Origin of the sequence: Tardiphaga sp. 866_E4_N1_4 (assembly GCF_052076075.1) — a bacterium.
GTDB classification, from domain to species: Bacteria; Pseudomonadota; Alphaproteobacteria; order Rhizobiales; family Xanthobacteraceae; genus Tardiphaga; species Tardiphaga robiniae.
The window spans coordinates 3,386,149-3,411,479 of the sequence record NZ_CP197242.1; the positions used below are offsets into that span (position 1 = coordinate 3,386,149).

Annotated in this window: 27 protein-coding genes; 9 read left to right on the forward strand and 18 right to left on the reverse strand. The window is 62.1% G+C overall.

The window, feature by feature from the left end; all coding sequences use genetic code 11:
• Nucleotides 1–130: 130 nt before the first annotated feature.
• Complete coding sequence (locus AB8B20_RS16530; protein ID WP_439074599.1) at nt 131–2,221, reverse strand: M3 family metallopeptidase; 2,091 nt, start codon at nt 2,219–2,221, stop codon at nt 131–133.
• A gap of 130 nt (nt 2,222–2,351) precedes the next feature.
• On the opposite strand from AB8B20_RS16530, the gene AB8B20_RS16535 reads away from it, so the two are divergent.
• The 6 genes from AB8B20_RS16535 (at nt 2,352) to AB8B20_RS16560 (ending at nt 8,056) form a co-directional block, all read left to right on the forward strand.
• A complete protein-coding gene (locus AB8B20_RS16535; RefSeq protein WP_068728984.1) occupies nt 2,352–2,603 on the forward strand; it encodes a hypothetical protein in 252 nt (83 codons plus the stop codon).
• An 874-nt stretch (nt 2,604–3,477) separates the two neighbouring features.
• Nucleotides 3,478–4,620 carry a type III PLP-dependent enzyme gene (locus tag AB8B20_RS16540; protein WP_068728986.1) on the forward strand — a complete coding sequence of 381 codons (1,143 nt, stop codon included), beginning with the start codon at nt 3,478–3,480 and terminating at the stop codon, nt 4,618–4,620.
• Nucleotides 4,621–4,768: 148 nt separating this feature from the next.
• Nucleotides 4,769–5,365, forward strand: a complete 597-nt coding sequence (locus AB8B20_RS16545; protein ID WP_439074598.1) for a GNAT family N-acetyltransferase — start codon at nt 4,769–4,771, stop codon at nt 5,363–5,365.
• Nucleotides 5,366–5,419: 54 nt separating this feature from the next.
• A complete protein-coding gene (locus tag AB8B20_RS16550; RefSeq protein ID WP_089265784.1) occupies nt 5,420–5,806 on the forward strand; it encodes a RidA family protein in 387 nt (128 codons plus the stop codon).
• A gap of 271 nt (nt 5,807–6,077) precedes the next feature.
• Nucleotides 6,078–6,482: a nucleoside diphosphate kinase regulator gene (gene rnk, locus AB8B20_RS16555; RefSeq protein WP_116663126.1), complete on the forward strand. Its 405-nt coding sequence runs from the start codon at nt 6,078–6,080 to the stop codon at nt 6,480–6,482.
• Between the two features lie 128 nt (nt 6,483–6,610).
• Nucleotides 6,611–8,056 carry a homospermidine synthase gene (locus tag AB8B20_RS16560; protein ID WP_175367755.1) on the forward strand — a complete coding sequence of 482 codons (1,446 nt, stop codon included), beginning with the start codon at nt 6,611–6,613 and terminating at the stop codon, nt 8,054–8,056.
• Between the two features lie 214 nt (nt 8,057–8,270).
• Here the strand turns inward: AB8B20_RS16560 and AB8B20_RS16565 are convergent, their stop codons facing one another.
• Nucleotides 8,271–9,011, reverse strand: coding sequence for an acetoacetate decarboxylase (locus AB8B20_RS16565; protein WP_439074597.1), 741 nt, complete (start codon nt 9,009–9,011; stop codon nt 8,271–8,273).
• Between the two features lie 216 nt (nt 9,012–9,227).
• Between AB8B20_RS16565 and AB8B20_RS16570 the strand changes: the two genes are divergently transcribed.
• A complete protein-coding gene (locus AB8B20_RS16570) occupies nt 9,228–9,713 on the forward strand; it encodes a MaoC family dehydratase (protein WP_439075035.1) in 486 nt (161 codons plus the stop codon).
• Between the two features lie 24 nt (nt 9,714–9,737).
• Here the strand turns inward: AB8B20_RS16570 and AB8B20_RS16575 are convergent, their stop codons facing one another.
• The 11 genes from AB8B20_RS16575 to AB8B20_RS16625 form a co-directional block, all read right to left on the reverse strand.
• The gene (locus tag AB8B20_RS16575; protein WP_439074596.1) at nt 9,738–10,076 is read right to left on the reverse strand and encodes a hypothetical protein; all 339 of its coding nucleotides are present in this window, start codon (nt 10,074–10,076) and stop codon (nt 9,738–9,740) included.
• Between the two features lie 106 nt (nt 10,077–10,182).
• On the reverse strand, nt 10,183–10,899 hold the full coding sequence (locus AB8B20_RS16580) for an MgtC/SapB family protein (RefSeq protein ID WP_439074595.1): 717 nt from the start codon (nt 10,897–10,899) through the stop codon (nt 10,183–10,185).
• A 96-nt stretch (nt 10,900–10,995) separates the two neighbouring features.
• Entirely contained in the window at nt 10,996–12,018 is a 1,023-nt protein-coding gene (locus tag AB8B20_RS16585) for a WD40 repeat domain-containing protein (RefSeq protein WP_093757218.1), read from the reverse strand.
• On the reverse strand, nt 12,018–13,061 hold the full coding sequence (locus AB8B20_RS16590) for a CobW family GTP-binding protein (protein ID WP_068729004.1): 1,044 nt from the start codon (nt 13,059–13,061) through the stop codon (nt 12,018–12,020). The genes AB8B20_RS16585 and AB8B20_RS16590 overlap by 1 nt, the downstream gene beginning before the upstream one ends.
• A gap of 51 nt (nt 13,062–13,112) precedes the next feature.
• On the reverse strand, nt 13,113–14,006 hold the full coding sequence (locus AB8B20_RS16595; RefSeq protein WP_439074594.1) for a metal ABC transporter substrate-binding protein: 894 nt from the start codon (nt 14,004–14,006) through the stop codon (nt 13,113–13,115).
• A gap of 11 nt (nt 14,007–14,017) precedes the next feature.
• Nucleotides 14,018–14,887, reverse strand: coding sequence for a metal ABC transporter permease (locus AB8B20_RS16600; RefSeq protein WP_089265777.1), 870 nt, complete (start codon nt 14,885–14,887; stop codon nt 14,018–14,020).
• A gap of 5 nt (nt 14,888–14,892) precedes the next feature.
• Nucleotides 14,893–15,651, reverse strand: a complete 759-nt coding sequence (locus AB8B20_RS16605) for a metal ABC transporter ATP-binding protein (protein ID WP_439074593.1) — start codon at nt 15,649–15,651, stop codon at nt 14,893–14,895.
• On the reverse strand, nt 15,648–15,860 hold the full coding sequence (locus AB8B20_RS16610) for a hypothetical protein (protein ID WP_093757221.1): 213 nt from the start codon (nt 15,858–15,860) through the stop codon (nt 15,648–15,650). Before AB8B20_RS16610 ends, AB8B20_RS16605 begins: the two co-directional genes overlap by 4 nt.
• Nucleotides 15,861–15,949: 89 nt before the next feature.
• On the reverse strand, nt 15,950–16,324 hold the full coding sequence (gene crcB / locus AB8B20_RS16615) for a fluoride efflux transporter CrcB (RefSeq protein WP_089265774.1): 375 nt from the start codon (nt 16,322–16,324) through the stop codon (nt 15,950–15,952).
• A gap of 170 nt (nt 16,325–16,494) precedes the next feature.
• On the reverse strand, nt 16,495–17,094 hold the full coding sequence (locus AB8B20_RS16620; protein ID WP_093757222.1) for a superoxide dismutase: 600 nt from the start codon (nt 17,092–17,094) through the stop codon (nt 16,495–16,497).
• 121 nt (nt 17,095–17,215) lie between these two features.
• Nucleotides 17,216–18,457 carry an MFS transporter gene (locus AB8B20_RS16625; protein ID WP_120287214.1) on the reverse strand — a complete coding sequence of 414 codons (1,242 nt, stop codon included), beginning with the start codon at nt 18,455–18,457 and terminating at the stop codon, nt 17,216–17,218.
• 116 nt (nt 18,458–18,573) lie between these two features.
• On the opposite strand from AB8B20_RS16625, the gene AB8B20_RS16630 reads away from it, so the two are divergent.
• Together AB8B20_RS16630 and AB8B20_RS16635 are read left to right on the forward strand one after the other, a co-directional pair.
• Entirely contained in the window at nt 18,574–19,098 is a 525-nt protein-coding gene (locus AB8B20_RS16630) for a GNAT family N-acetyltransferase (RefSeq protein WP_093757224.1), read from the forward strand.
• 144 nt (nt 19,099–19,242) lie between these two features.
• Entirely contained in the window at nt 19,243–19,686 is a 444-nt protein-coding gene (locus AB8B20_RS16635; RefSeq protein WP_439074592.1) for a DUF2147 domain-containing protein, read from the forward strand.
• A gap of 15 nt (nt 19,687–19,701) precedes the next feature.
• Here the strand turns inward: AB8B20_RS16635 and AB8B20_RS16640 are convergent, their stop codons facing one another.
• The 5 genes from AB8B20_RS16640 to AB8B20_RS16660 form a co-directional block, all read right to left on the reverse strand.
• A complete protein-coding gene (locus AB8B20_RS16640) occupies nt 19,702–20,853 on the reverse strand; it encodes a DUF3095 domain-containing protein (protein WP_439074591.1) in 1,152 nt (383 codons plus the stop codon).
• A 91-nt stretch (nt 20,854–20,944) separates the two neighbouring features.
• Complete coding sequence (gene glnT / locus AB8B20_RS16645) at nt 20,945–22,249, reverse strand: type III glutamate--ammonia ligase (RefSeq protein WP_439074590.1); 1,305 nt, start codon at nt 22,247–22,249, stop codon at nt 20,945–20,947.
• A gap of 39 nt (nt 22,250–22,288) precedes the next feature.
• The gene (locus AB8B20_RS16650; RefSeq protein WP_439074589.1) at nt 22,289–23,620 is read right to left on the reverse strand and encodes an FMN-binding glutamate synthase family protein; all 1,332 of its coding nucleotides are present in this window, start codon (nt 23,618–23,620) and stop codon (nt 22,289–22,291) included.
• Nucleotides 23,620–24,306 (reverse strand): protein glxC, encoded by a 687-nt coding sequence (locus tag AB8B20_RS16655; protein ID WP_439074588.1) that lies wholly within the window; start codon nt 24,304–24,306, stop codon nt 23,620–23,622. The genes AB8B20_RS16650 and AB8B20_RS16655 overlap by 1 nt, the downstream gene beginning before the upstream one ends.
• Nucleotides 24,306–25,199: a class II glutamine amidotransferase gene (locus AB8B20_RS16660; RefSeq protein ID WP_439074587.1), complete on the reverse strand. Its 894-nt coding sequence runs from the start codon at nt 25,197–25,199 to the stop codon at nt 24,306–24,308. The genes AB8B20_RS16655 and AB8B20_RS16660 overlap by 1 nt, the downstream gene beginning before the upstream one ends.
• Nucleotides 25,200–25,331 lie beyond the last annotated feature (132 nt).

Sequence of the window (25,331 nt, forward strand, 5' to 3'; positions counted from 1 at the left end):
AAGGCGGGGATCCATACACGCCGTCTTACTGTTGATCCGTGGGGCTAACCGCATCGCTTCATCACATGCTCGGAGGTTATGGATCCCCGCCTTCGCGGGGATGACAAATTGAGAGGTCACGACACCTGCCTCACGCCGCCTCAGGCTCTTCCAGCAACCCGCGCCGCCGCAGCAGCGCATCTGGCGCCGGCGCACGACCACGGAACGCGATGTAAGCGGCTTCCGGATCGACCGAACCGCCCGACGAATAGATGTCGTCATGCAGCCGCTTGGCCACCGCGGGATCGAAGATGTTGCCGGCTTCCTCGAAGGCGCCGAAGGCGTCCGCATCCATCACTTCGGACCACATGTAGCTGTAATAGCCCGACGCATAATGATCCCCCGAGAAGATGTGCCCGAATTGCGTCGGCCGGTGTCGCAGCGCGATTTCCTCGGGCATGCCGATCTTCTCCAGCTCCTTCTTCTCGAAGGCCGCGACATCGGCGGAGGCCGAGGCCGGCTGGGTATGGAATTCAAGATCGATCAGCGCCGACGACACAAACTCCACCGTGGCAAAGCCCTGGTTGAACTTGCGGGCAGCGGTGAACCGTTTCAGCAGATCGTCGGGCAGCGGCTCATCGGTCTGGTAGTGCTTGGCGAAGGTCTGCAGCACCTGCGGCTGTTCCTGCCAGTGTTCATAGAGCTGCGACGGCAGTTCGACGAAGTCGGTGAAAACCGACGTCCCCGACAGCGAGGGATAGGTGACGTTGGACAGCATGCCGTGGAGGCCGTGGCCGAACTCATGAAACAGCGTGCGCGCGTCGTCCGGCGACAGCAGCGATGGCTGGCCGTCGGTGCCCTTGGCGAAATTGCAGATATTCAGCACCAGCGGCGCCACGTCGCCGTCCAGTTTCTGCTGGCCGCGCAGCGAGGTCATCCAGGCGCCGGAACGCTTCGACGGTCGGGCAAAGTAGTCGCCATAGAAGATGGCCTTGAGCGCGCCGGAGGCATCCCTGACCTCCCAGACGCGGACATCCGGATGCCATACCGGCACGTCCTTGCGCTCGGCGAAGGTGATGCCGAACAGACGTGTCGCAGTGTCGAATTGCGCCGCGATCATGTTGTCGAGCGTCAGATACGGCTTGATCGCCGCATCATCGAAATTGGCGCGGCGCTGACGCAGCTTTTCGGCGTAATAGCGCCAGTCCCAGGCGGCGAGCTTGAAGTTGCCGCCCTCCTCCGCGATCAGCTCCTGCAGCGCATCGCGATCGGCCAGCGCGCGGGCACGCGCCGGCTTCCAGACCCGCTCCAGCAGACCGCGCACCGCCTCCGGCGTCTTCGCCATGGAGTCTTCCAGGCGATAGGCCGCGAAGGTCGGGAAGCCCAGGATCTTCGCGGTCTCCTCGCGCAGCTTCAGGATTTCGACGATCGTCTCGTTGTTGTCGTTGGCGTTGCCATTGTTGCCGCGCTGGATGAAGGCCTTGTAGGCCCTCTCGCGCAGGTCGCGCCGCGCCGCGCTTTTCAGGAACGGCTCCATCGAGGACCGCGACGTGGTAATGATCGCCTTGCCAGTCATGCCGCGCTCGTCAGCCGAGGCCCTGGCCGAGGCGACGAAGCTCTCGGCGAGCCCATCGAGATCGCCTTCGCCCAGTTCCATGAACCACTCCTGCTCGTCGCCGAGCAGATGATGGCTGAAACTGGTGCCGAGATGCGCGAGACGCTCGTTGATCTCGGCCATCCGCGCCTTGGCGGTCTCGTCGAGGCCGGCGCCGGAGCGGTGGAAGCGGGTATAGGTCCGCTCCAGGAGACGCATCTGCTCGGTGGTAAGGCCGAGCTCGGCGCGCTTGTCGTGCAGCGCCACGATGCGGCCGAACAGCACGGCATTCATCATGATCGGATTCCAGTGCCGCGCCATCCGCGACGACACGTCCTTGTCGATCTCCAGGATCGCCGGATTGGAATGCGCCGACACCAGATCGTAGAACACCGAGGCGACCCGCGAGAGCAACTTGCCGGATCGCTCCAGCGCCGTGATCGTATTGGCAAAGTCTGGCACGGCCGGATCGTTCACGATCGCGGCAATCTCGGCTGAATGGTCGAAAAACGCCTGTTCGAAGGCCGGCATGAAGTGCTCGGGCTTGATCTCGTCGAACGGCGGGGTCTCGAACGGGGTCTGCCAGGCTTTCAGAAGCGGATTTTCGAGACCTTTCGACGCAACCGGCGAGACCGACGTTTCTGACATAAGAAATCCTGCTTTGAAGCCCAGAGAATGCGTCGATCTATACCACGCGATGGGGCTTTTTTGGGCCCTTTAGTGCTTGCCGCAGCAGGCTTTTTCGTTAGATTGCGGCCCGAAACAGGACCTTGAGAATATGACCACCTCCACCGCCCCTCGCCGCATCTACTGGCCCAGCGTCATCACCGTCATCTCGGCGGCGATCCTGATCGGCGCGGAAGTGTTCGGCGCCGCCTTCGCGGGCGGCTGGGCACTGTCGATCCTGTTCGGCCTCTCCACCACCGGCGAGCACATCCTGCAGGTCTGCCTGTTCCTGTGCGGCGTCGCCATCATGGTCGCCTTCCTGCGCACCGCCGCACGGATCGAGCCGTTCACCCGCCGCGGCTGATCGCTGCGTCCTCGCGCAGCTCCACTCTCAGGCTTCCTCACATTCGACTGTCATCGCCCAGCCAGGCGCGCAATTGCGTGCTTGAGTCGAGCGCCAGTCACCCGGGCTGCTCGTGATTCGTCGCTAGCTGTAGCGTTTACGGGATCCTTCCTCTCGCGGAAGAAGACACCGAGAGCGAGATGACAGCCGCACGAGAGGACGACTACAGGACCATGACGCTGGTGTAGTTCAGCACTCCACGCCAGCCCCAGACTACGCCAATTCCTTAACCGAACTTAACATCCGTTCATGTTGAGCGCGCTGAGTGCGTCTCGTTTGCAACGCTGCGCGATGGCGTTGAATAAAATGCTCCACAGCCCAAAAAAATTGTTGCGTGTCAGGGTCAAAGAACCTATTTCCGGTCTTGCCCAATTTCGCACGTGCCTGTGGTCGTGTGTCAGTCGGTAGGTATCCGGACAAGAGGCCGGACAGCCGCCAAGGGACGAAGAAGCCGAGGGTCTTTCGCGGAGTTTTGCGAAAGGCCAGCATCTCTCTCCAGAGATGCCGTTGAAGGTGACTTTGTTCTTTGCAACCGTGACTGGCAGCCGGAGGCGAACCGGCGCACCTCGTTCTCAACGGGGGACGCGACTTAAAGCAACGACGGAGCGGGCTTTTTTGGTCTCTGCTGGCTTTCCAACAGCCAGCGCGAATACCGAAGAGGCTTGTCCTTCATTGCCAGGTGTGCGGTAGGGTCACCCCCAACCAATCCACGGCAGCACTTACGGTCTGTACTTTTGGCTTTGTCACGCCTCCATCGCGTGCCTGGGTCCGAAAGCGCTGAACCGTCATCATTTTTTGAACGTGACCCTTTCGCGGGGCCGTTTGGGAGAGTGCTATGACCGAACGTATTCAGGAATTCCTCCGCGCCCGCCGCAACGAGGGCACCGATGTCGAGCCGTGCCTCGTCGTCGACCTCGAAGTCGTGCGCGACAACTTCCAGAGCTTTGCGAAGGCTTTGCCTGATAGCCGCGTGTTTTACGCGGTGAAAGCAAACCCGGCGCCGGAAGTGCTGTCGCTGCTGGCCTCGATGGGCTCGTGCTTCGACTGTGCGTCGGTGCAGGAAATCCAGATGGCGCTCGACGCTGGCGCCACGCCGGACCGCATCTCCTTCGGCAACACCATCAAGAAGGAACGCGATATCGCGCGCGCCCACGCGCTCGGCATCGGCCTGTTCTCGGTCGATTGCGCCGCCGAGGTCGAGAAGATCGCGCGCGCCGCTCCTGGCGCCCGCGTGTTCTGCCGCATTCTCTACGATTGCGCCGGCGCCGAGTGGCCGCTGTCGCGCAAGTTCGGCTGCGATCCGGAAATGGCTGTCGACGTGCTGGACCTCGCCAAGCGTCTTGGCCTGGAGCCCTATGGCATTTCATTCCATGTCGGCTCGCAGCAGCGCAAGGTGAAGGCATGGGACCGTGCGCTGGCGATGGCCTCGTCGGTGTTCCGTGACTGCGCCGAGCGCGGGATCAATCTCTCCATGGTCAATATGGGCGGCGGCTTCCCGACCAAGTACCTCAAGGAAGTCCCGGCGGTCGTGCAGTACGGCCGTTCGATCTTCCGTGCGCTGCGCAAGCACTTCGGCAACGCGATTCCGGAGACCATCATCGAGCCGGGTCGCGGCATGGTCGGCAATGCCGGCATCATCGAAGCCGAAGTCGTTCTGATCTCGAAGAAGAGCGACGAGGACGACGTGCGCTGGGTTTACCTGGACATTGGCAAGTTCGGCGGTCTCGCCGAGACCATGGACGAGTCGATCCGCTACGCCATCAAGACGCCGCATGACGGCGCCGAGATGACGCCCTGCGTGCTCGCCGGCCCGACCTGCGATTCGGCCGACGTGATGTATGAGAAGCTGCCGTATCCGCTGCCCGTGACTCTCGAGATCGGCGACAAGCTGCTGATCGAAGGCACCGGCGCCTATACGTCGACCTATTCGGCAGTGGCGTTCAACGGCTTCCCGCCGCTGCGCACCTTCCATATCTGAGCGTTGCAAATCTGACGTCGCTCACTATATCCGGCATCCACCCCGGATATGACTAATCGGAGAGCCGGCCCACCGGCTCTCATCCCGTCACCTTCCAATTCTGGATGACAACACTCCGTGTGAAAAACGGAGTGGGGACCGACATGCCATGACCGATCTGCACGAGACCGCCACTAACAACACTGTTGCTTTGCCCATCGCAGCCCCTTCGTACGAGATCCGTGCGGAACGTGGCTCCGACGTCGCCGCCCGTGAATCTCTGCTGGATGTGTGCTTCGGCGCTTCGCGCCATGCCCGCACCTGCCAGCGACTGCGTGACGGACGACTGCCCGCCGAAGGCCTGGCCTTCTCGGCGGTGGTGCAAGGCAGGCTGGTCGGCACGATCAGGCTTTGGCATGTCGACGCCGGGGGCCGAGCTGCACTGATGCTCGGCCCCCTGGCGGTCGATCCGGGTGCCCGCGACCTTGGCCTTGGCGCCGCGTTGATGAATCACGCGATCGCCGAGGCCTCGGCGCGCGGCCATGGCGCCATCGTACTGCTCGGCGATGCGCCCTATTACGCCCGCTTCGGCTTCATGCCCCGGAAAATGACCGATCTGGCGCTGCCGGGGCCGTTCGAGCGCGATCGCCTGCTCGGCCTCGAGCTGAAGCCCAGAGCGCTGGATGGCGCCCGCGGCATCATCTTCGGAAGCGGTAAATGGGTCCGCAAGGCTGCTGAGCCTGCCGATCTGGCCCACGCAGCTTGATTTGACCACCAAGGCACGGCATTGCGGAGCTCACCTCTGCAGGAGAGCCCGGTAATGACGCGCAAACTGATTTCCACCGGATCGCCATTCGAAAAGACCGCTGGCTACAGCCGTGCGGTGGTCGACGGCGATTTCTGCTTCGTGTCCGGAACCACCGGCTACGATTACACCACCATGATCTTGCCAGCCGACGTCACGGCACAGACACAGAACTGCTTCAAGACCATTGAAGCCGCGCTGAAAGAGGCCGGCTTTGCCATGGCCGATATCGTGCGTGCGATCTACTACATCACCGACGCCAGCGACGCCGACAAGGTGTTCGCGGTGACCGGCGCGCATCTCGGCGAGATCAGGCCCGCTGCCACGCTCCTCGTGGTCTCCGGGCTCTACAAGCCCGAGATGAAAGTCGAAATCGAAGTCACCGCCAAGCGGCGCAGCTGATCGTCAACCGCGCGTCAGACACACCCGTTGGACGTCGCTGCTAGCAACGGCGCCATCGCCGGTTGACTTTCACTGCAGGATACATAGGTTTCGGCCATCATGACGAACCTGCCCCGCAACCGCTTACTGCTCCGCGCCGGTCACCTTCAAGCAGGAATGTGACCCGGGCGCACGCGCGCGTGCCGTCCGGGCTTGTTCGATTTCAGCATCCTCATCATTCTTGGCATGCTCGGGCGCTTTGCGCGCCGGGCGTCATTTGGCTGTGAAACCCATGATCCATTCCCTTCGCACTGAGCTGCCGCCCATCACACTCCGCCGCAGCGACCGTGAGCGTCTCGGCGTACTGGCCGAGGCCGCTGCAGAGAAGTCCCCCGTGACCGCCGACTTTCTGGCCGGCGAAGTTGAGCGCGCGACGATCGTGCCCGACACTCATCCATTGCCCGGAATCGTCGGCATGGAGTCCGATGTGACGTTCCGCGACGATATCAGCGGGCAGGAAAAGCACGTCACACTGGTCTATCCGACCTCTGCCGACGTGGACGCCGGGCGAATTTCGGTATTGACCCCGATCGGAGCCGCGCTTATCGGCCTTTCTGCGGGGCAGTCCATTACATTCGAGACGCCCTCGGGGGAACCACGTTCGCTGACCGTTCTCTCAGTCGGCATACGGCGCTGAGCTGCATTTAATACCGGCATCGAGATTTCATTCCCGAAATTTCATTCTGATGTCACATCGTCACTGTCCTTTCCCAACCGCGCACGACGCAGCGCGTTCATCTTGATCCTGTCTGGAGTTAGAAGCTGATGTCCTCATCCCCCGCCTCGCCGATCTACGCGAAGATCACTGGCCCCATCGTGATCGTCGGCTTCGGCTCGATCGGCAAAGGCATGGTGCCGATGATTGAGCGGCATCTCGACTACGACAAGTCGCGCATCACCGTGCTCGACCCCAAGGATGAAGGCCGCAAGGCGCTGTGCGACAAGCATGGTCTGCGCTTCATCCAGCAGGGGCTGACCAGGGAGAATTATCGCGAACTGCTGACGCCGCTCCTCACTGAGGGCGGCGGCCAGGGTTTTTGCGTCAACCTGTCGGTCGATACCGGCTCGGTCGATATCATGGAGCTCTGCAACGAACTTGGCGCGCTCTACATCGACACGGTCAACGAGCCCTGGCTCGGCTTCTATTTCGACGCATCGAAGGGCGCCGAAGCGCGCTCCAACTACGCCTTGCGCGAAACGACGCTGGCCGCCAAGAAGGCCCGCAAGCCCGGCTCGACCACGGCGGTCTCCTGCTGCGGCGCCAATCCCGGCATGGTCTCCTTCTTCGTCAAGCAGGCGCTGCTGAATGTCGCCTCCGACCTGAAGCTCAATGCCCCGCAGCCGAAGACCAAGGCCGAATGGGCGGACCTGATGCGGCAGGCCGGCATCAAGGGCGTCCACATCGCTGAGCGCGACACGCAACGCTCCAAGTCGCCGAAGCCGCCGGAGGTCTTCGTCAACACCTGGTCGGTCGAAGGCTTCCTCTCGGAAGGCGTGCAGCCGTCCGAACTCGGCTGGGGCACCCATGAAAAGTGGATGCCGGAGAATGCACACACCCATGAGGCCGGCTGCGGCGCTGCGATCTACCTGATGCAGCCCGGCGCCAATACGCGCGTGCGCACCTGGTGCCCGACGCGCGGCGCGCAATACGGCTTCCTCGTCACCCACAACGAGTCGATCTCGATCTCCGATTATTTCACGGTGCGTGACGCGTCGGGCACCGCGGTGTTCCGGCCGACCTGCCACTATGCCTATCACCCGGCGGACGATGCGGTGCTGTCGCTGCACGAGATGTTCGGCTCCGGCAAGATGCAGACGAAGCACCACATCCTCGACGAAAACGAAATCGTCGACGGTATCGACGAACTCGGTGTGCTGCTCTACGGCCACGACAACAATGCCTACTGGTTCGGCTCACAGCTCTCCATCGAGGAGACGCGTGAACTCGCGCCCTATCAGAACGCCACCGGCCTGCAGGTGACCTCGGCCGTGCTCGGCGGCATGGTCTGGGCGCTGGAGCACCCGACCGAAGGCATCGTCGAGGCCGACGAGATCGACTTCGAGCGTCTGCTGGAGATCCAGACACCCTATCTCGGCCCGGTGAAGGGCTACTACACCGACTGGACGCCGCTCGAAGGTCGCCCGGGCCTATTCCCGGAAGATATCGACACGAGCGACCCGTGGCAGTTCAAGAACGTGCTGGTGCGCTGAGCTGAGTGCTCAGCCTGAATGAGTAACGACGAAGGCGGCAGTGTCAGACACTGCCGCCTTTTTTGTACCTTCGCATTTTATGGGGAGGCTCTGCCTTCTTCCACGTCATGGCCGGGCCTGACCCGGCCATCCATCTTCGTTGGACGGTGCAGAAAGGTGGATACGTGGGTCAAGCCCGCGTATGACGTCGGCGTGTGAGGAGGCCCTGGACAGCTCACTTCGCCAGATAATCAAACGCCACTTCGCCCAATCCCAGCGTCAGGTCGCACTTGAAGTGCAGCGCCGACACGACTTCCTTCACCGGCAACCGCGCCACATCCGCGAGCGCATGCGGGAACAGCCCGAGTGCCGCAGGTCCGGTCCAGGCTTCCTTCAGATTGATCTCTTCCAGGTGATAGCGCACCAGCTCGCAGATGCGCGGCGTGCCGTCGACATGCGGGATGATCTTCAGAATAAAGTTCGGCACCTGCAGCGCGTGCATCACCGTGTCATGATCCACCGGCCGGTGCTTGTAGCCCATGGTGCCGGACGCACAGAGCACCGAGCCGTAATGCAGCGTGCCGACCAGCACGTCGCTTTCGACCACGATCTTCGGCGTCGCGCGCTTCTTCGGGAAGCCCCACAGCTCGCGGCCACCGGCTATCGGCGCATCGTCGTCGAGATACATCGAGTGGATATAGACGCCCTCGACACCGTTGAGGCGGACCGGAATCGCCTGCCCGGTTTCGGTGTAGTCGCCGAAGCCCGTGGAGTCCGGCATGCGGATGAATTCGTATTTGACGATGTTATCGACGATCTCCAGCGGCTCCGGCACCACGGCCTGCAGCGCGTCCATGTCGGTGCGATAGCTGATGATGAAATATTCGCGGTCGTAGAATTTGTAGGGCCCGCGCGGGAATGACGGATTGGTCAGCGGCATCGAATAGGCGTTGTTGCGAACGTCGTCGATTTTCATGAAGCACCCCTGTGATCTCGTGCGCAGGGAGTATGGAGGCGACTGGTGAAGCTGGCGAGACAAGATTGCAGGCACCTGCCCAGCCAGCCGCCGTGGACACGTGAAAACACGAGACCACGATGACATATGAGCTTAAAAAGGGCCGTTTGAAACGCCGTCCATGACGGGCGCAAATATTGGGAAGCCGGAGTGTCAGACGAGAGACGTGCAGCCGAAATGGAAGCGATCCGCGCCAAGCTGATTCCGCTGGAACAATATCGCAAGCTGCTCAACGGACCCGAACTCGTGTCGGAATGGCTGATGGTCGATCAGACGATGATCGATACGTTTGCAGACGCCACCCGCGATCATCAATTCATCCACACCGATCCCGAGCGCGCCAAGGCTGAGACGCCGTTTGGCGGTACGATCGCCCATGGATTTCTAACGCTGTCATTGCTGTCGACGCTGGCTGTCGATGCGATGCCGGGCGTCGAGCGAACGCGGATGGGCGTCAACCATGGCTTCGAGCGCGTGCGGTTCAACAGTCCGGTCAAATCCGGCACGCGGGTGCGCGGCAAGTTTCGCCTGGTCAAGCTGACCGAACGCGTGGTTTCGCTGCAATCGGCCTGGGATGCGGTTATCGAAGTGGAAGGCGTGACCAAACCGGCTTTAGAAGCGCACTGGATCACGCTGGCGCTGCTGGATCCCAACACCGTCTGAACGCATCGCTCGCTCAGCGTATGACTACTTCGCCGTAATCGGCGGCGCCGTTTTCTCCGCCGGCGCCGGCGGCAGTGCCGGCTTGGCGCCGGCATCGCGTGCTTCTGCATCCGGACGCGCCGGCTGCGGCGGCGTTTCCTGCGGGCGCTGGCCAGTGGTCGCGGGTTCTGCGGGGGCCGACGGCTTGTTTTCGGCACCCGGCGTCGACTGCAGCGGCGGCGTCGCCTGGGCAAATCGAGCGGATGGCGGCGTTAGCGTGAGCCGCGCCATTGCCGACGTCGATGCGCCCAATCCTGCTGCGGTCGCCAAGATCGCGATCGTGAAATAGGTCCGGAACACGCGCGTCTGGGTCGTCGGGATCATGGCATCCACCGCAGTTAATGTGCGGTGACAACGGGAGCCGCCCGCCAAAGTTCCCGAGCCGGAAAGTCGCAGATCGCCGATGGCGCCCTGGACTTCTTCTGGACGACTAGTCCTTGGTGCTGACGTCCCATGTGGCGTTGCGCACGCCGGCATACGCCTCGAGCCGGGCGGCCACGGCATCCAGCTCCTTGGGATCGACGGCCGTCGAGACCAGCGTGGCGACGATCTCCTGCTGGGTGTCGCTCTGCTCAATCACATCGACATCGCCGACCGGATATTTTGCGGCTTCCAGCGCCTCCTGCAGGCGCTCGCGCATCTCGGGTACCACCTCGGGCGAGACCGTGAGCCGCACGTAATAGGTCACTTCCGACGACTTCGCGTCCAGCGGCGCCCGGTTGATCGCATTGACCAGCGGCCGCAGCAGCGTATTGCCGGCCAGCACGAAAAACGTAAGCGCGATAGCCTGTGCGATCATGTCCGCGCCGGCGCAGGAGCCCACCGCGGCCGAACTCCATAGCGTCGCCGCCGTATTGAGGCCGCGCACATCGGTGCCTTCCTTCATGATGACGCCCGCGCCGAGAAAGCCGATGCCGGAGACGACATAGGCGATCACGCGCACCGCGCCATCGGCACCGTGCAGCTGCATTGCCAGATCGACGAAAGCGGCCGCCCCGAGCGCCACCAGCACATTGGTGCGCAGGCCCGCGGTGCGCTGGCGATATTGTCGCTCAGCACCGATCAGCGTGCCCAGCACAAAGGCCGTGGCCAGGCTGAGCAGCGTGTCGAGGAAGTCGTAGGTCTGGAATGTTGCCAAAAATCGCATGATGTCTGCATGCGTACAGGAAGTGACGGGCGGATGACAATGCCGCCTCGCACCGACCGTCGTGAACTCCCTCTCCCCACAGGGGAGGTGAAAGAACTACAGCTCCAGCAGCCCGGCGTCGCCGTCCTGATCGGCAAAAGCCAGCAGCGTACCCTTGGCATTCCAGGCCAGCGCGCTGACGGGCTGCCCTTTGTTGGCCCGCACCAGAATTTCCGCGCCGTCGGTCATGCGGACCATCAGGATAGTGCCGTCACTGTAACCGGCGGCCAGGATGTCCTGCTTGGGATGACAGGCCACCATGGTGACCTTGGCCTTGAGCGGCGCCAGCATCGCCGGCTCCTTGCCCATCGGGCCGTCCTTGCTGGCAAACGGCCAGATGATGACCGTATCGGCGCCCGAGGTCGCGAGACCCTTGCCGCCGGCGCTCCAGGAAATCGAGCGCACGCGTGCGGGATAGCCGGTCATGCGCATGTGCTTGCCGTCCACGAGACGCCAGCCATGCAGCGCCGGCTCATGCATCGCGGTGACCAGAAACTTGTTGTCCGGGCTGAAGGTCACGCCGAGATGCGAACCGGCCCATTCCAGCACTTCGGCATTGCCGGCCATGTTGGGAAACCACAGCGTCACGCCGTTGTAGTGGGCTATCGCGAGCCGCAGCCCTTTGGGCGCGAATGCAAGGCCGCCAACGGTCGATGGCACCTCGAAGAATTTCACTTCGCCCTTCGGCGCCTGCACGAAGGCCGTCTTGCCCGCCGACCACGCCACAGCGCCGTCGGGATGCAGCGCGACGCTGTCGATCCAGCGCCGCTTGGTATCGGTCGCAAAGGTCGAGACTGTGCCGTCGCGGTCGAGCACGACGACCTTGCCGTCGTCGCAGCCCATCACGATGCGCTTGCCGTCGGAGGTCGAGCACAGGATGCCACCGAACGCGACCTCGACCGGCGACATCGCGCCTGCCGGATCAACCAGCATGACTTTCTCTTCGGCGCCGACAAAGGCTGCCTTGTCGCCGAGAAAATGCACTGATGTGACCGACGCACCGATGGCCACCGGCAACACACGGTCGGTGACCGAAACGATGGATTCCTGCTCCTGCAGCGGATTGAAATCGGACATCATCAGGCGGGGATGCAGCGTTCGAAGCCGTCGCGGATCAGCTGCTCGGGCAGATCGCGACCGATAAAGACAAGACGGCTTTCGCGCTTCTCGCCGTCCTTCCACGGCCGCTGATGATCGCCTTCGAGCATCATGTGCACGCCCTGAAACACGTAGCGGTCGTCGTCGCCGGAGAACGACAGGATACCCTTGGAGCGCAAAATCTTGCCGCCCTCCTTGGCCATCAGGTCCTGCAGCCAGGGCATGAAGGTCGACGCATCGAGCGCCTTGTCGGTGCGCAGCGACATCGAGTGCATGTCCTCGTCGTGATAGTGCTTCAAACCACCGTGGCCATGATCATGATGGTGATGATGGCCGTGATCGTGGTCATGATGATCGTGACCGTCGTCCGCATTGAGGAATTCCGGTTCGATCTCCAGAATGCGATCGAGATCGAAGGCGCCACGCTCCAGCACATCGGACAGCTTCACCTGCGCGCGTTCGGTCTTGTGCAGCTTCGCATAGGGGTTGATGGCGCGAATGCGCGCCTCGACTTCGGCGAGCTCAGCCTTCGACACGAGATCGATCTTGTTCAGCACGATGACGTCGGCGAAGGCGATCTGGTTCTTGGCTTCCGGCGCATCCTTAAGGCGGTCGCTCAGCCATTTGGCATCGGCCACGGTCACCACCGCGTCGAGCCGCGCATGGGCCTGCACGTCCTCGTCGACGAAGAAGGTCTGCGCCACCGGCGCGGGATCGGCGAGACCCGTGGTCTCCACGATGATGGCGTCGAACTTGCCTTTGCGCTTCATGAGACCGTCGAGAATGCGCACGAGGTCGCCGCGGACAGTGCAGCAGACGCAGCCGTTGTTCATCTCGAACACTTCTTCATCGGCGCCGATGATGAGATCGTTGTCGATGCCGATCTCGCCGAATTCGTTGACGATCACAGCGTATTTCTTGCCGTGATTTTCCGACAGGATGCGGTTCAGCAGCGTGGTCTTGCCGGCGCCGAGATAGCCGGTCAGCACGGTCACGGGAATTTTGTTGGCAGTCGCTTCAGACATGATTTCTCCGGCGGGGTCTTGTGCAGCGCCGGCAGCAGGGGTGCCCCTGCGCTAACTGGTCAGCGCGCTCGTCAGCGCCTTTATATTGTGCCTGACCATATCAATGTAAGTGGGTGCATCGCCGTTTTCGGGCGTCAGGCTGTCGGAATACAGCGTTCCGCCGATTTTTGCCCCGGTCTCGGCGGCAATCCGGCGCATCAGCCGGGGATCGGCGATGTTTTCCAGAAAAACCGCCGGAATTTTCGAGATCTTGAGCTGAGTGATGATGACCGCGATATCCTTGGCGCTGGGCTCGGAATCTGTCGAAACGCCCTGCGGCGCGATAAATTCGATGCCATAGGCCGCCGCGAAATAGCCGAAGGCATCGTGAGTCGAGATCACCTTGCGGTGCACCGAGGGGATGGAAGCCACAGCCGCCTTCACGTCACTGTCGAGGGCAGTCAGCTTCGCGAGATAGGCCTCGGCGTTCGCCTTGTAGATGTCGGCACCGGCAGGATCGGCCTTGGCCAGCGCATCGCGAATGTTTGCGACGTAGATCCTGGCATTGGCCACCGATTGCCAGGCGTGCGGATCCTCGTGCGAGTCGAGCTTGCGCGGTGCGATGCCCTGTGTCGCGGTGACGATGACAGCCTTGCCGCCGGATGATTTGACCAGCCGCGGCAACCAGCCTTCGAAGCCGAGGCCGTTGACGACAACGAGCTTCGCGTCGACGATCTTTTTCGCGTCACGCGGCGTCGGTGTGTAGACATGCGCATCGCCATTCGGGCCGACCAGGGTCGTGACAGCGACTCGCTCGCCACCGACATTGCGCACGAAGTCACCCAGGATGGAGAAGCTGGCGACGACATCGATCCTGTCCTGAGTCTTTTCTTGCGCGCGCGCCGGGACGATCGCCGTGACGAGCGACAGGACGGCACAAATGACGAATATGCTGGATTTCCGCATGACTGACACACCTACGCCTCAAGATGCCGGCCGGGGAACAACTGCCTCACCAAGCCACTGACATTGCCGAACAAAACCGAAAATACGTAGAGTACCGCGGCGACCAGAATGATCGCGGGACCGGACGGCACCTTGGTCTGGAACGACAGCACCAGACCGAAGTAACCGGAGACCATCGCACTCGCGACGGAGATCATCATCATCCCCGTGATATCGCGCGACCAGAACCGCGCGATGCCCGCCGGCAGGATCATCAGCCCCACCGCGAGCAGCGTACCAAGCGCGTGAAAGCCGTTGACGAGATTGACGACGACCAGCGCGAGAAACGCCAGATGCGCGGGTGCACCGGCGCGCGAGACTGTGCGCAGAAACACCGGATCGACGCATTCGATCACCAGCGGGCGATAGATCACCGCCATCACCACCAGCGTGATCGTCGCGTTAAAGGCGATCACCAGCAGCGTCTGATCGTCGAGCGCGAGAATATTGCCAAACAGCACATGCAGCAGATCGATATTGGTGCCGCGCATCGAGACGATGGTGACGCCGACCGCGAGCGAGACGAGATAGAACGCGGCCAGTGACGCATCTTCCTTGATGACGGTGACGCGCGACACCAAACCTGCCAGCAGCGCAACAGAAAAACCTGCAATTAGCCCGCCGAACGTCATCGCGAACAGATTGAGCCCGGAGAACAGGAAGCCGATCGCCGCCCCTGGCAGGATGGCATGTGCCATGGCATCGCCCACAAGGCTCATCCGCCGCAGCATCAGGAAGACGCCGATCGGCGCACCACCAAGCGCGAGCGCAACCACGCCGGCCAATGCGCGGCGCATAAATTCAAATTCGAGGAAAGGCGCGATCAGCGCATCGTAGAGCATGTCGATCAGGCCGCCCGCGAGTGTGCGGCATCGACAACACAGGTGCCGGCGCCATCGTCGAAGGCTTCGCACATGCGCCGCGCCTCCAGCAGGTTATCCGCCGTCAGCACCTGCTGGGTCGGTCCCCAGGCCACGGAGCCGCGCGCTAGCAGCAGCGTCTCCGGGAAATGCGCGCGCACCATCTCCATATCGTGCAGCGCCGCCAGTACCGTGCGCTTCTCGGCATGCCAGTGGCGCACCAGCGCAATCAGGTCCGCCGATGTCTTGGCGTCGATCGCATTGAACGGCTCGTCGAGCACGATGACGCGTGCGTCCTGCAACAACACTCGCGCGAACAGCATGCGCTGCATCTGGCCGCCGGACAGCGTGCCGATATTGCGGTTCTCGAATCCGTTGAGGCCAACAGCGGTGAGGGCCCGTCCAATTTGCTCGCGTGCGGTCTTGCCAAGGCCGCCGAATATCCCGGTCGTGCGCCAAAGCCCTGTGCCGACGAAGTCGAACACCGAGATAGGGAATGTGCGGTCGATGTCGACGCTCTGCGGCAGATAGGCGATGTCGCGCGCCTTCAGGCCGCCAAGTGTGATCGCGCCCGTCAGCGGCTTCAGGATGCCGACGATGCCGCGAAACAGCGTGGATTTGCCGGCGCCGTTCGGCCCAACCACCGCAAGCAAACTGCCAGCGACGATCTCGCCATTGAGGTGATGCACCGCGGGATGCCGGTCATAGCCCAGCGTGACGTTCTGGAAAGCGAGCTGTGCCGTCATGATGGCCTCATCGCCAGCAGAACCACCGCCCAGAGCGCTGCGGAGACCGCCAGCGCAGCCCCCAGCCGTGCGGGCAACGTCATGCGCAAGATCGACCAGGGCGCGGGCTGGGCCGGATGCGGGCTTGCCGGGCCATGGCTGTGGGTATGACCGTGGCCGTGCGCGTGACCATCGGAGTGGTCATCACCGTGAGAATGTGAATGCGCCATGAAATCGGGCCTGGCCAATGAATATCCGGCGCCAAGGCGCCTGACTGTCATTTATGTTATATTATAACATACCGCAAGCCCAGGACGGTTCAGGCGAAGTGGCGGACCAGCGCCAGGCCGGCAAAAAGCCCGGCAATCGACAGCACCACCGACCCCAGCACATAGGCCAGGGCGAGGCCCAATTCGCCGCGCTCATAGAGCACTGCCGTATCCAGTGAAAAGGCCGAAAACGTCGTGTAGCCGCCGAGAATGCCGGTCATCAGGAACAACCGCCAGGGCTGCGAGGCCTCACCCTTGTAAGCGAGATAGCCGGCGATCAGGCCCATCACCGTGGAGCCAGTAATGTTGATGATGAAGGTGCCCCACGGGAACGCCGCTCCCATGCAGCGGGCGCAGGTCATGTTGATGACATGGCGCAAGGTGGCGCCAAGCCCGCCGCCAACAAAAACCAAAACATAATTCATCGAACACCTGCTGCGCTTGGTGGCTCACGTCATTCCGTTCTGCCGCAGCGTGTCTGCGGCGGCAAGTCGCAGCAGGCCGACCAAGACACGAAAACGTCACGACAACGAAAAAAGGCGGCAGCTTGCGCCACCACCCTTCCCGCGCGTCATTAAACGCAAATCGAAAGCGATCAGACCGCCTTGCCGAACTGCTCGTCGACATATTCCCAGTTCACAAGGTGATCGACGAACGCCTTGAGATAGTCCGGACGACGATTGCGATAGTCGATGTAGTAGGAGTGCTCCCAGACGTCGACGCCGAGGATCGGGGTCGCGCCATGGACCAGCGGGCTTTCGCCGTTCGCGGTCTTGGAGATTTCCAGCTTGCCGTTCTTGACCGAGAGCCAGGCCCAGCCGGAGCCGAACTGGCCAACGCCTGCAGCGGCGAAGTCGGTCTTGAACTTCTCGAGACCGCCGAGATCCTCGGTGATCTTCTTCTCCAGACGGCCGGGCAGCTTGTCGCCACCGCCGTTCGGCTTCATCCAGTTCCAGAAGTGGAGATGGTTGTAGTGCTGGCCGGCATTGTTGAAGAGCGCGGCATTCTTGCCGAACGAGCCCTTCACGATTTCTTCAAGCGATTTGCCTTCGAATTCGGTGCCCTTCAGCAGGTTATTGCCGTTGGTCACGTAAGCCTGATGGTGCTTATCGTGATGGAATTCCAGCGTTTCCTTCGACATATGTGGCGCGAGCGCGTCATAGGCGTAAGGCAGATTGGGAAGCGTGAAGGTCATGGGTCAAGATCCGCAATAATGGGAGAGTTGGCTTAACGGGAACCCTTATAGAAGGTTCCGTCCGGCTCCGACACTCCCATCTTCGCGATCTCGATCGGCTGCGAGCCCGATCGCTTCGCGATCAGGCCGCGCTTGGCATTGCGGCGGAGACGGCATCGCGCCGCACTGGCGGCTTCACATTCATCAGCATCTGGAAGCATCCGGCTATCATCCCGATCACGACGGCGAATTGCCAGGCGCGATCATAATTGCCGAGATGCGAGAAGATCATGCCGCCGCCCCAGGCGCCGAGGAAAGATCCTGCCTGATGGCTGAGGAAGGCGATGCCGGTGAGTGTCGCCATGAAGCGCAACCCGAACAGCTGCGCGACGAGGCCGTTCACCAGCGGGACCACGCCGAGCCACAGCGACCCCAACACGGCTGCGAAGACCATGGTCGTGGTCGGCGTCGCTGGAAAATAGAAATAAGTGGCGAGCGCCAACGAGCGAACGATGTAAATTCCGCCGAGCAAAATCTGCTTCGGATAACGGCCGCCAAGCCAGCCAAAGGCATAGGAGCCAAACACATTGAACAGGCCGACTATTGCCAGCGCGGTGGCGCCAAGCGACGCGTCGAGGCCGCAGATCGCCAGATAATTCGGCAGATGCGTGGTGATGAATACGAGCTGCAGGCCGCAGACAAAGAACGACAACGCCAGCACGATATAACCGGAATGACCGAGTGCGGACTGCACCACTTCTCCCAAAGATTGCTGCAGCTCATCCGCCGGTGCGCGTTCGATCTTGTCAGACTGGCCAGCAAACAGCGCAGCGGGGAGCATCACCGCAGCGAGGCCGAGAAAGCCGATCAGCGCCACTTGCCAGCCCGCCGTCGAGATCAGCGTCTGCGCCAGCGGCGACGCGATGACGAGACCGAGCGAACCGGCGGCCGACACAGCACCCATGGTGACGCTGCGCTTGGCGGCGGAGACGCTGCGCGAAGCTACCGTCATGGTCATGCTCGACGCCGTGCAGGACAGTGCGAGGCCGACGCAAAGGCCGGCGCCCAGGGTGAAAACCAGCGGCGTGGTCGCGACCATCATGAAGACGAGGCCGGCCGCATAGATCAAAACGCCGATGATCATCACGTGACGGGTGCCGAAACGATCGGCGATAGCACCGATGAAGGGCTGCGAGATGCCCCAGATCACGTTCTGCAAAGCGGTGGCCAGAGAGAAATCAGCCGTGGTGATGGCGGTGTCGCGCAGAATCGAGGGTTGAAACAGGCCGAAGCTCTGGCGCATGCCCATGGCCAGGCTGAGCAGCGTCGCCGCGCCGGCCAAAATCGCCCAGCGCTGGTATTTGGAGAGCTCCGCCTCAGTCATTCCAACGTTTCCTTGATCCCTAGAATATTATTCTCAGATAAGCACTGGATTCGACAGGTTTACTACCCTCGGACCGACCTATAAGGGCTGCACAAAGCGCAGAGGTGGCGACCGAAATGAGCATCGAAATCGAGATTGTGACCGGCGATGCCTCATGGCCGAGCGTCAAACCGCTGTTCGACCTGGTTTGGCCGCGCGAGGCGGTCGAGAAACTGCCCTGGGGACACGTGGTCTTCGCCTATCCCGAATTGCGGGTCATCGTGGAGGACGACGGACAGCCGGTCTGCCATGTCGGCCTGTATCGGCGCGAAGGCATATGGAAGGATCGCAAGACGCGGATTGGCGGCATCGGCGGCGTTGTGACGCATCCCGACTATCGTCGTCGCGGTCTGGCCAGTCTGGCGCTCACCGCCGCACTCCATACGCTGAAAGACGAACGCGCCACCGATTTTGCGCTGCTGTTCTGTGAACCGCACAATCTGGATTTCTACACGCGCCGCAACTGGAAGCCGTTCATCGGCGAGGTCTATGCCGAACAGCACGGCGAACGCGTTCGCTTCGATGTCATGACCCCGCTGGTGTCCTACCTGAAGCGCGCGCCGCATGAAGGCGAGATGGACCTTTGCGGGCTGCCGTGGTGACCGCCACCGGTTGACCTGAGTAAGCTGCGTCAAAATGAATCGATCATGATCATTTGAGACGCTGAGTAGTCTCAAACGCAGCGCCGCGGCATTGCACAAATCCCATTTCTTGTTATGCAGACCGCCTGATCCGAGGAGACACGCATGGCCGCCAGATTCACTGTTATGATCGCATTGCTGGGTGCAGTGTTCGCAGGCCCCGCGGCGCAAGCCCAATCGGGCGGCGAAGCAACGGGTGTCTGGCAGACCCAGGCCGGCGATGCACAGGTGCGGGTCAGCAAATGCGGCACCATCCTGTGCGGCACCGTCGTCTCGCTGCGCGACAAGATCGATCCGCAGACCGGCAAGCCGCCGATCGACGACAAGAATCCCGATCCCGCGCTGGCTAAACGTTCGATGATCGGTGTTCACCTGTTCTACGATATGCGCCCTACCGGAGTGAACACGTGGTCGGGCCGGATCTATAATGCCGATGACGGGAAGATCTATACCAGCAACGTGGCGCTGGTCGGCCCTAACACGCTGAAGGTCGAAGGCTGTGTCGGCGCATTCTGCGGTGGCGAGAACTGGACCCGCGTCGGCCGGTAACTCAATTCGCTTCTCTCAGACTGACATGGCCTTCAACGCGGTGGCCGCCGAGGCATAACCGCCGCGCGCGCCGTCGATGAAATGAACGTGATCGCTGCGGATGGCTGACGGCGTGAAACACGTCATCATCGCCGCATCCTGCCGATGCAGGCCATAGCGCACCGTTCCTTCCGCGGCTGCCGTGACAAGATGCTGCTCGAGCGCACGTTCGAGATCGGGTGTGCAATCCAGGATCATGCGCAGGCTATCGTCGTATTTGCGGAAATCCGAGTTCTCGACCAACTGCTGCACATAGGTCTTCGGCACGAAGCCGCCGACGCTAATGCCAAAACGCATCAACACAAAAACGAACAGCGTTCGCGTCGTCACCCAGATACGAAAGCGCGAAAGCGATTTCGCGCCGCGGCCAGCTCGGATTTCGTAGCCGAGACCCGCGGGCGGCCACGTCATCGCGGGACCGCCTGCGGGTACGGGACGGCCCGCATTTGGACTGCGTTCGACCAGCGCGATAATGTCTTCGATGACGCGGCGAAATGCGGATGGCTCGGCGCCCGCTGCGGCCGTCACCAGCACCGACAGGATCAAACCGTGCGCCGATGGAATTTCCTCGAAACGACATGAGAGCCCGGAGAGATCGGGATAGGTCCCGACCGGTGCCGGCGTCACCGCGAATTCACCGCGCTTCATCGCGGCTTCCGCCCAGCCCAAACCGCCACCGGAGAACATCGCATAGGACACGTTGTTCGATGGACCGAAGCGCGCCACGCGCACATCCAGCCCCTGCGCGCGGATGTCTTTGATCGGCACCAGGGCCACGCGCATGACGAGATCGAGATCGTGCTTCACCCAGGTGGCCGTCGCCGCCAAAGCCCCGCGGGCGCGATCGAGATCGTCCGGTGAGACTGCGAAGCTCGCGCCATCGCCGCCGAACACGAACGGGAATTCGCGGCCGTCCAGCGCATTGGTCACGGCCGCGATGACGGCAGCGCCGGCCATGTTGACGGCCTTGTAGCGCTGTTCGGCGATGGCCTTGGTGGATTCCACGATATCGGCGACGCCGATGATCCAGTCATCCGGCAGCGGCTTGTACAACGCCGGGTCCATCACCCGGTCGAAGCCGTAAAATATTGAAATGCCGTCGTAAAAAGCGCTGACGCCGGTCGTCATGATACGAAATGATCCTGCGGCAACGTTGCGCCAACGCAATGACGCTCCTGAGGCAGGAGTCATAGCACGCAATTTCGACGGACGTGCGGTATCAGCAATCCAAAGTCATCTGCCGCTCCCATTCGGTGAGCTGACGGCAGTGCTCATTCCAATCGCTGTGTTTGAGCTTGAGGTACGACCCGACCACGGCCTCGCCGAGTTGATCCTTCAACACGGCGGATGCTTCGAGCGCGCGCAATGCATCGAGCAGGTTCAACGGGAGCTGCTTTGCCTTCGGTACCTTCGCGCCTTCCGTATACATATTGATGTCGAGGCGCGGGCCGGGATCGCGGCTGTTGGCCATGCCGTCGAGACCAGCGGCGAGCAAGGTCGCCGGCAGCAGATAGGGATTCACCGCACCATCGGGCAAACGGAATTCGAACCGGCCCGCATCGGGAATGCGGATCATATGCGTGCGATTGTTGCCGCCGTAGGTCACCGTGTTCGGCGACCATGTCGCGCCGGAGAGCGTGCGCGGCGCATTGATGCGCTTGTAGGAATTCACCGTAGGATTGGTGATAGCGCAAACCGCTTCGGCCGAATGAACGAGGCCGCCGATGAAGTGATAGGCCGTCTTCGAGAGACCCAACTCGCCGCTCTCGTCCTCGAACACGTTCGAGCCGTCCTTGGTCGACCATAGTGACGCATGGACGTGGCAGCCGTTGCCAGTGAGATTGGCAAACGGCTTCGGCATGAAGGTCGCCTTGTAGCCGTGTTTCTCGGCGATCGACTTGACCATGAACTTGAAGAAGGCATGGCGATCGGCGGTCTTCAGCGCGGTATCGAACTCCCAGTTCATCTCGAACTGGCCGTTGGCGTCTTCATGGTCGTTTTGATAGGGCTTCCAGCCGAGCGAGATCATCGCGTCGCAGATTTCAGCGACGATCTCGTAGCGCCGCATCAGTGCCTGCTGGTCGTAGCACGGTTTGGCCTGCTGATCGGCGGGATCGGAGATCGCGGTACCGTCTGGCGAGATCAGGAAGTACTCGCATTCGACGCCGGTCTTGAGTTCGACACCCTGCTCCGCCGCCCTCGCAATGAGACCTTTCAGCACCTGACGTGGATTCTGCGCCACGGGCTTGCCGCCCATATAGAGATCCCCCGTAACCCAGGCGACGCCGGGCTTCCATGGCAGCAGCGTCAGCGTATCCATATCCGGCATCACGAGCACGTCGGGATCGGCCGGCGTCATATCGAACCAGGCAGCAAATCCCGCGAATCCCGCGCCGGATTTGGCGACGCTGTCCATCGCAGTCGCCGGCACCAGCTTGGCGCGCATGCCGCCGAACAGATCGACAAAGGCAATGAGGAAATATTTGAGATCGTGTTGCTTGGCTAGTTCGGTCCAGGTCGTCATTGACACGCGCTCCGAAGATCATCCAGCCATAACGGCTCGTTAGATATTGCTGCCGGGAATCCAGTTCGTTCCAGCGAGAGGGACCCTCGCCATGGCTGCCGACTCCATTGTCAGTGCCACCATATCTTCCGGTTCGAGATTGTGGACGTGGCTCTTGCCGCAGGCGCGTGCGATGGTCTGCGCTTCCAGCGTCATCACAGAGAGATAGTTTGCGAGCTTGCGGCCGGCGATCACGGGATCGAGCCGCGCGGCCAGCAAAGGATCCTGCGTGGTGATGCCAGCGGGATCGCGGCCTTCATGCCAGTCATCATAAGCGCCGGCGGTGGTACCGAGCTTCTGGTATTCGGCTTCCAATGCCGGATCGTTATCGCCGAGCGCGATCAGTGCGGCGGTCCCGATCGCCACCGCGTCCGCGCCGAGCGCGAGACACTTCGCCACGTCAGCGCCATTGCGGATGCCGCCGGACACGATGAGCTGCACCTTGCGATGCATGCCCAAGTCCTGCAGCGCCTTCACCGCCGGCGGAATCGCACACATGGTCGGCAGGCCGACATTCTCGATGAAGACGTCTTGCGTCGCAGCCGTCCCGCCCTGCATGCCGTCGAGCACGATGGCATCGGCGCCGGACTTCACCGCGAGCGCGATGTCGTAATACGGGCGTGAGGCACCAACCTTCACATAGATCGGGATCTGCCAGTCGGTGATCTCACGCAGCTCCTGGATCTTGATCTCCAGATCGTCGGGCCCGGTCCAGTCCGGATGCCGGCACGCCGAGCGCTGATCGATTCCCACCGGCAAACGGCGCATGCCGGCAACGCGCTCTGTAATCTTCTGGCCGAGCAGCATGCCGCCGCCGCCGGGCTTGGCACCTTGCCCGACCACAACCTCGATCGCATCCGCCTTGCGCAGATCATCCGGGTTCATGCCGTAACGCGACGGCAGTACCTGATAGACCAGCAGATCGGAATGACCACGCTCTTCCGGCGTCATGCCGCCGTCGCCCGTGGTGGTCGACGTGCCGACGGCCGATGCGCCGCGACCGAGCGCTTCCTTGGCGGGGCCGGACAGCGCACCGAAGCTCATGCCGGCGATGGTGATGGGAATCTTCAGATGGATCGGCTTCTTGGCGAAGCGCGCGCCGATCACGACATCGGTGGCGCATTTCTCGCGGTAGCCTTCCAGCGGATAACGGCTGATCGAGGCGCCGAGAAACAGCAGATCGTCGAAATGCGGCAGCTTGCGCTTGGCGCCGGCGCCGCGGATGTCATAGATGCCGGTCGCGGCCGCACGACGGATTTCCGCGATCGCAGCATCGTCGAAGGTCGCCGACTTGCGCGGCGGCGTGTGGATCCAGCGGTCTTGCGCGCTCATCAGTACGATCCGACGTTGTCGATGTGGAAGTGATAGAGCTTTCGCGCCGAGCCATAGCGCCTGAACTCGTCGGGGCTGACGCCTTCGACGCCTGCTTCATCGAGCAGCTTCTTCAGCTCGGCCTTGTGTTCGTCCTTGAGGGGCTTCTCGATGCAATCGGCACCGAGACTCGCCACCGAACCTCGCACATAGAGCTGCGCCTCATAGATGGAGTCGCCGAGCGCCTCGCCGGCATCGCCGAGCACAACGAGCTTGCCGGCCTGCGCCATGAAGGCCGAGAGATGGCCGACCGAACCCTTCACAACGATATCGATGCCCTTCATGGAAATGCCGCAACGCGCCGAGGCATTGCCGTCGATCACCAGCAGGCCGCCATTGCCGCTGGCGCCCGCCGCCTGCGACGCGTCGCCGGTGACATGCACACGGCCTGACATCATGTTTTCGGCGACACCCTGCCCGGCATTGCCGCGCACGGTGACGCGCGCCTGCTTGTTCATACCGGCGCAGTAATAGCCGACGTGTCCGTCGATCTCGATCTCGACCGGAAAATCGAGACCGACCGCGATATTGTGCTGACCGCGCGGATTGGTGACGGTCCAGTGCGTCGCGTTGGTGCTGGGTGTCAGCCTGTGCAGAGCGCCGTTAAGTTCGCGCAGCGGCGACGAAGCGAGATCGACCGTGGGCATCAGTGCCGCTCCCACAAATAGACTTTGGCGGGTTCGGGCTCCCAGACCTTTGCCGTATCGATGCCGGGCAGATCGACCAACGCACGATATTCAGTGCCGAAAGCAACCCAGCGATCGGTCTCGGCCATCACGGCTGGCTTGCAGGCGATGGGATCGCGCAGCACGCCGAAGCCGGTCTCCGTGCCGATAACGAATGTATAGAAGCCATCCAGCGCGGAGAGTGACGAGGTCATTGCATCCTGCAGCGATGCGCCTGCCGCCATCTGCGAGCTGATATAGCCGGCGGCCACTTCGGAATCGTTTTCGGTGCGGAACGTCATGCCCAGGCGGATCAGCTCGCGGCGGACATCGTTGTGGTTCGACAGCGAGCCATTATGCACCAGGCACTGGTCGGTGCCTGTGGTGAAGGGATGCGCGCCATTGGTTGTCACGGCGGACTCAGTTGCCATGCGGGTATGGCCCACGGCATGTGTGCCGCTCATCGTGTTCAGGCCGAAGCGCTTTGCCACATCGGCAGGCAGACCGACCTCCTTGAACACCGCCATGCGCTTGCCGCGTGCGACCATGTCGACGTCCTTGTTGCCGACGAGCGCCGCCGCGATGGTGGCCTCGCGATCAACCGGCAAACTGATGACCGCATGCGTGTCGTGCACCTGATACGCAATCGGCGCGCCGGCAACCTTGCCGAGCGACGCCATCAATTCAGCGAAATCAAACGATTGCGCGGCACGCAGGGTCAGCTTGATCTGACCGGCATCGCCGTCGCCATAGACTGCAAAGCCTGCCGAGTCCGGACCGCGATCGCTGAGCGCTTCGAGCATTCCGGACAACAGCCCGCCAAGCTCAGGCGCGAGGCTTTGATCTTTCAGAAACAGACCGGCAATGCCGCACATGGCTCGCGTCTCGCTCGTTGAATGCGCGTGGACCTTGCCCGAAACAAAACCGCCATGTCAACCACAGAGAAAATAGTTTTCCTGACAAGAAATATTGCTATTGTCGGGAAATCAACGCTGCAGGAAACGCCA

Excerpts from the sequence above, each read along its gene's own strand:
- AB8B20_RS16530 (WP_439074599.1), bottom strand. The coding sequence starts at position 2,221 with ATGTCAGAAACGTCGGTCTCGCCGGTTGCGTCGAAAGGTCTCGAAAAT.
- AB8B20_RS16535 (WP_068728984.1), top strand. The coding sequence starts at position 2,352 with ATGACCACCTCCACCGCCCCTCGCCGCATCTACTGGCCCAGCGTCATC.
- AB8B20_RS16540 (WP_068728986.1), top strand. The coding sequence starts at position 3,478 with ATGACCGAACGTATTCAGGAATTCCTCCGCGCCCGCCGCAACGAGGGC.
- AB8B20_RS16545 (WP_439074598.1), top strand. The coding sequence starts at position 4,769 with ATGACCGATCTGCACGAGACCGCCACTAACAACACTGTTGCTTTGCCC.
- AB8B20_RS16550 (WP_089265784.1), top strand. The coding sequence starts at position 5,420 with ATGACGCGCAAACTGATTTCCACCGGATCGCCATTCGAAAAGACCGCT.
- rnk (WP_116663126.1), top strand. The coding sequence starts at position 6,078 with ATGATCCATTCCCTTCGCACTGAGCTGCCGCCCATCACACTCCGCCGC.
- AB8B20_RS16560 (WP_175367755.1), top strand. The coding sequence starts at position 6,611 with ATGTCCTCATCCCCCGCCTCGCCGATCTACGCGAAGATCACTGGCCCC.
- AB8B20_RS16565 (WP_439074597.1), bottom strand. The coding sequence starts at position 9,011 with ATGAAAATCGACGACGTTCGCAACAACGCCTATTCGATGCCGCTGACC.
- AB8B20_RS16570 (WP_439075035.1), top strand. The coding sequence starts at position 9,228 with ATGGAAGCGATCCGCGCCAAGCTGATTCCGCTGGAACAATATCGCAAG.
- AB8B20_RS16575 (WP_439074596.1), bottom strand. The coding sequence starts at position 10,076 with ATGATCCCGACGACCCAGACGCGCGTGTTCCGGACCTATTTCACGATC.
- AB8B20_RS16580 (WP_439074595.1), bottom strand. The coding sequence starts at position 10,899 with ATGCGATTTTTGGCAACATTCCAGACCTACGACTTCCTCGACACGCTG.
- AB8B20_RS16585 (WP_093757218.1), bottom strand. The coding sequence starts at position 12,018 with ATGATGTCCGATTTCAATCCGCTGCAGGAGCAGGAATCCATCGTTTCG.
- AB8B20_RS16590 (WP_068729004.1), bottom strand. The coding sequence starts at position 13,061 with ATGTCTGAAGCGACTGCCAACAAAATTCCCGTGACCGTGCTGACCGGC.
- AB8B20_RS16595 (WP_439074594.1), bottom strand. The coding sequence starts at position 14,006 with ATGCGGAAATCCAGCATATTCGTCATTTGTGCCGTCCTGTCGCTCGTC.
- AB8B20_RS16600 (WP_089265777.1), bottom strand. The coding sequence starts at position 14,887 with ATGCTCTACGATGCGCTGATCGCGCCTTTCCTCGAATTTGAATTTATG.
- AB8B20_RS16605 (WP_439074593.1), bottom strand. The coding sequence starts at position 15,651 with ATGACGGCACAGCTCGCTTTCCAGAACGTCACGCTGGGCTATGACCGG.
- AB8B20_RS16610 (WP_093757221.1), bottom strand. The coding sequence starts at position 15,860 with ATGGCGCATTCACATTCTCACGGTGATGACCACTCCGATGGTCACGCG.
- crcB (WP_089265774.1), bottom strand. The coding sequence starts at position 16,324 with ATGAATTATGTTTTGGTTTTTGTTGGCGGCGGGCTTGGCGCCACCTTG.
- AB8B20_RS16620 (WP_093757222.1), bottom strand. The coding sequence starts at position 17,094 with ATGACCTTCACGCTTCCCAATCTGCCTTACGCCTATGACGCGCTCGCG.
- AB8B20_RS16625 (WP_120287214.1), bottom strand. The coding sequence starts at position 18,457 with ATGACTGAGGCGGAGCTCTCCAAATACCAGCGCTGGGCGATTTTGGCC.
- AB8B20_RS16630 (WP_093757224.1), top strand. The coding sequence starts at position 18,574 with ATGAGCATCGAAATCGAGATTGTGACCGGCGATGCCTCATGGCCGAGC.
- AB8B20_RS16635 (WP_439074592.1), top strand. The coding sequence starts at position 19,243 with ATGGCCGCCAGATTCACTGTTATGATCGCATTGCTGGGTGCAGTGTTC.
- AB8B20_RS16640 (WP_439074591.1), bottom strand. The coding sequence starts at position 20,853 with ATGACGACCGGCGTCAGCGCTTTTTACGACGGCATTTCAATATTTTAC.
- glnT (WP_439074590.1), bottom strand. The coding sequence starts at position 22,249 with ATGACGACCTGGACCGAACTAGCCAAGCAACACGATCTCAAATATTTC.
- AB8B20_RS16650 (WP_439074589.1), bottom strand. The coding sequence starts at position 23,620 with ATGAGCGCGCAAGACCGCTGGATCCACACGCCGCCGCGCAAGTCGGCG.
- AB8B20_RS16655 (WP_439074588.1), bottom strand. The coding sequence starts at position 24,306 with ATGCCCACGGTCGATCTCGCTTCGTCGCCGCTGCGCGAACTTAACGGC.
- AB8B20_RS16660 (WP_439074587.1), bottom strand. The coding sequence starts at position 25,199 with ATGTGCGGCATTGCCGGTCTGTTTCTGAAAGATCAAAGCCTCGCGCCT.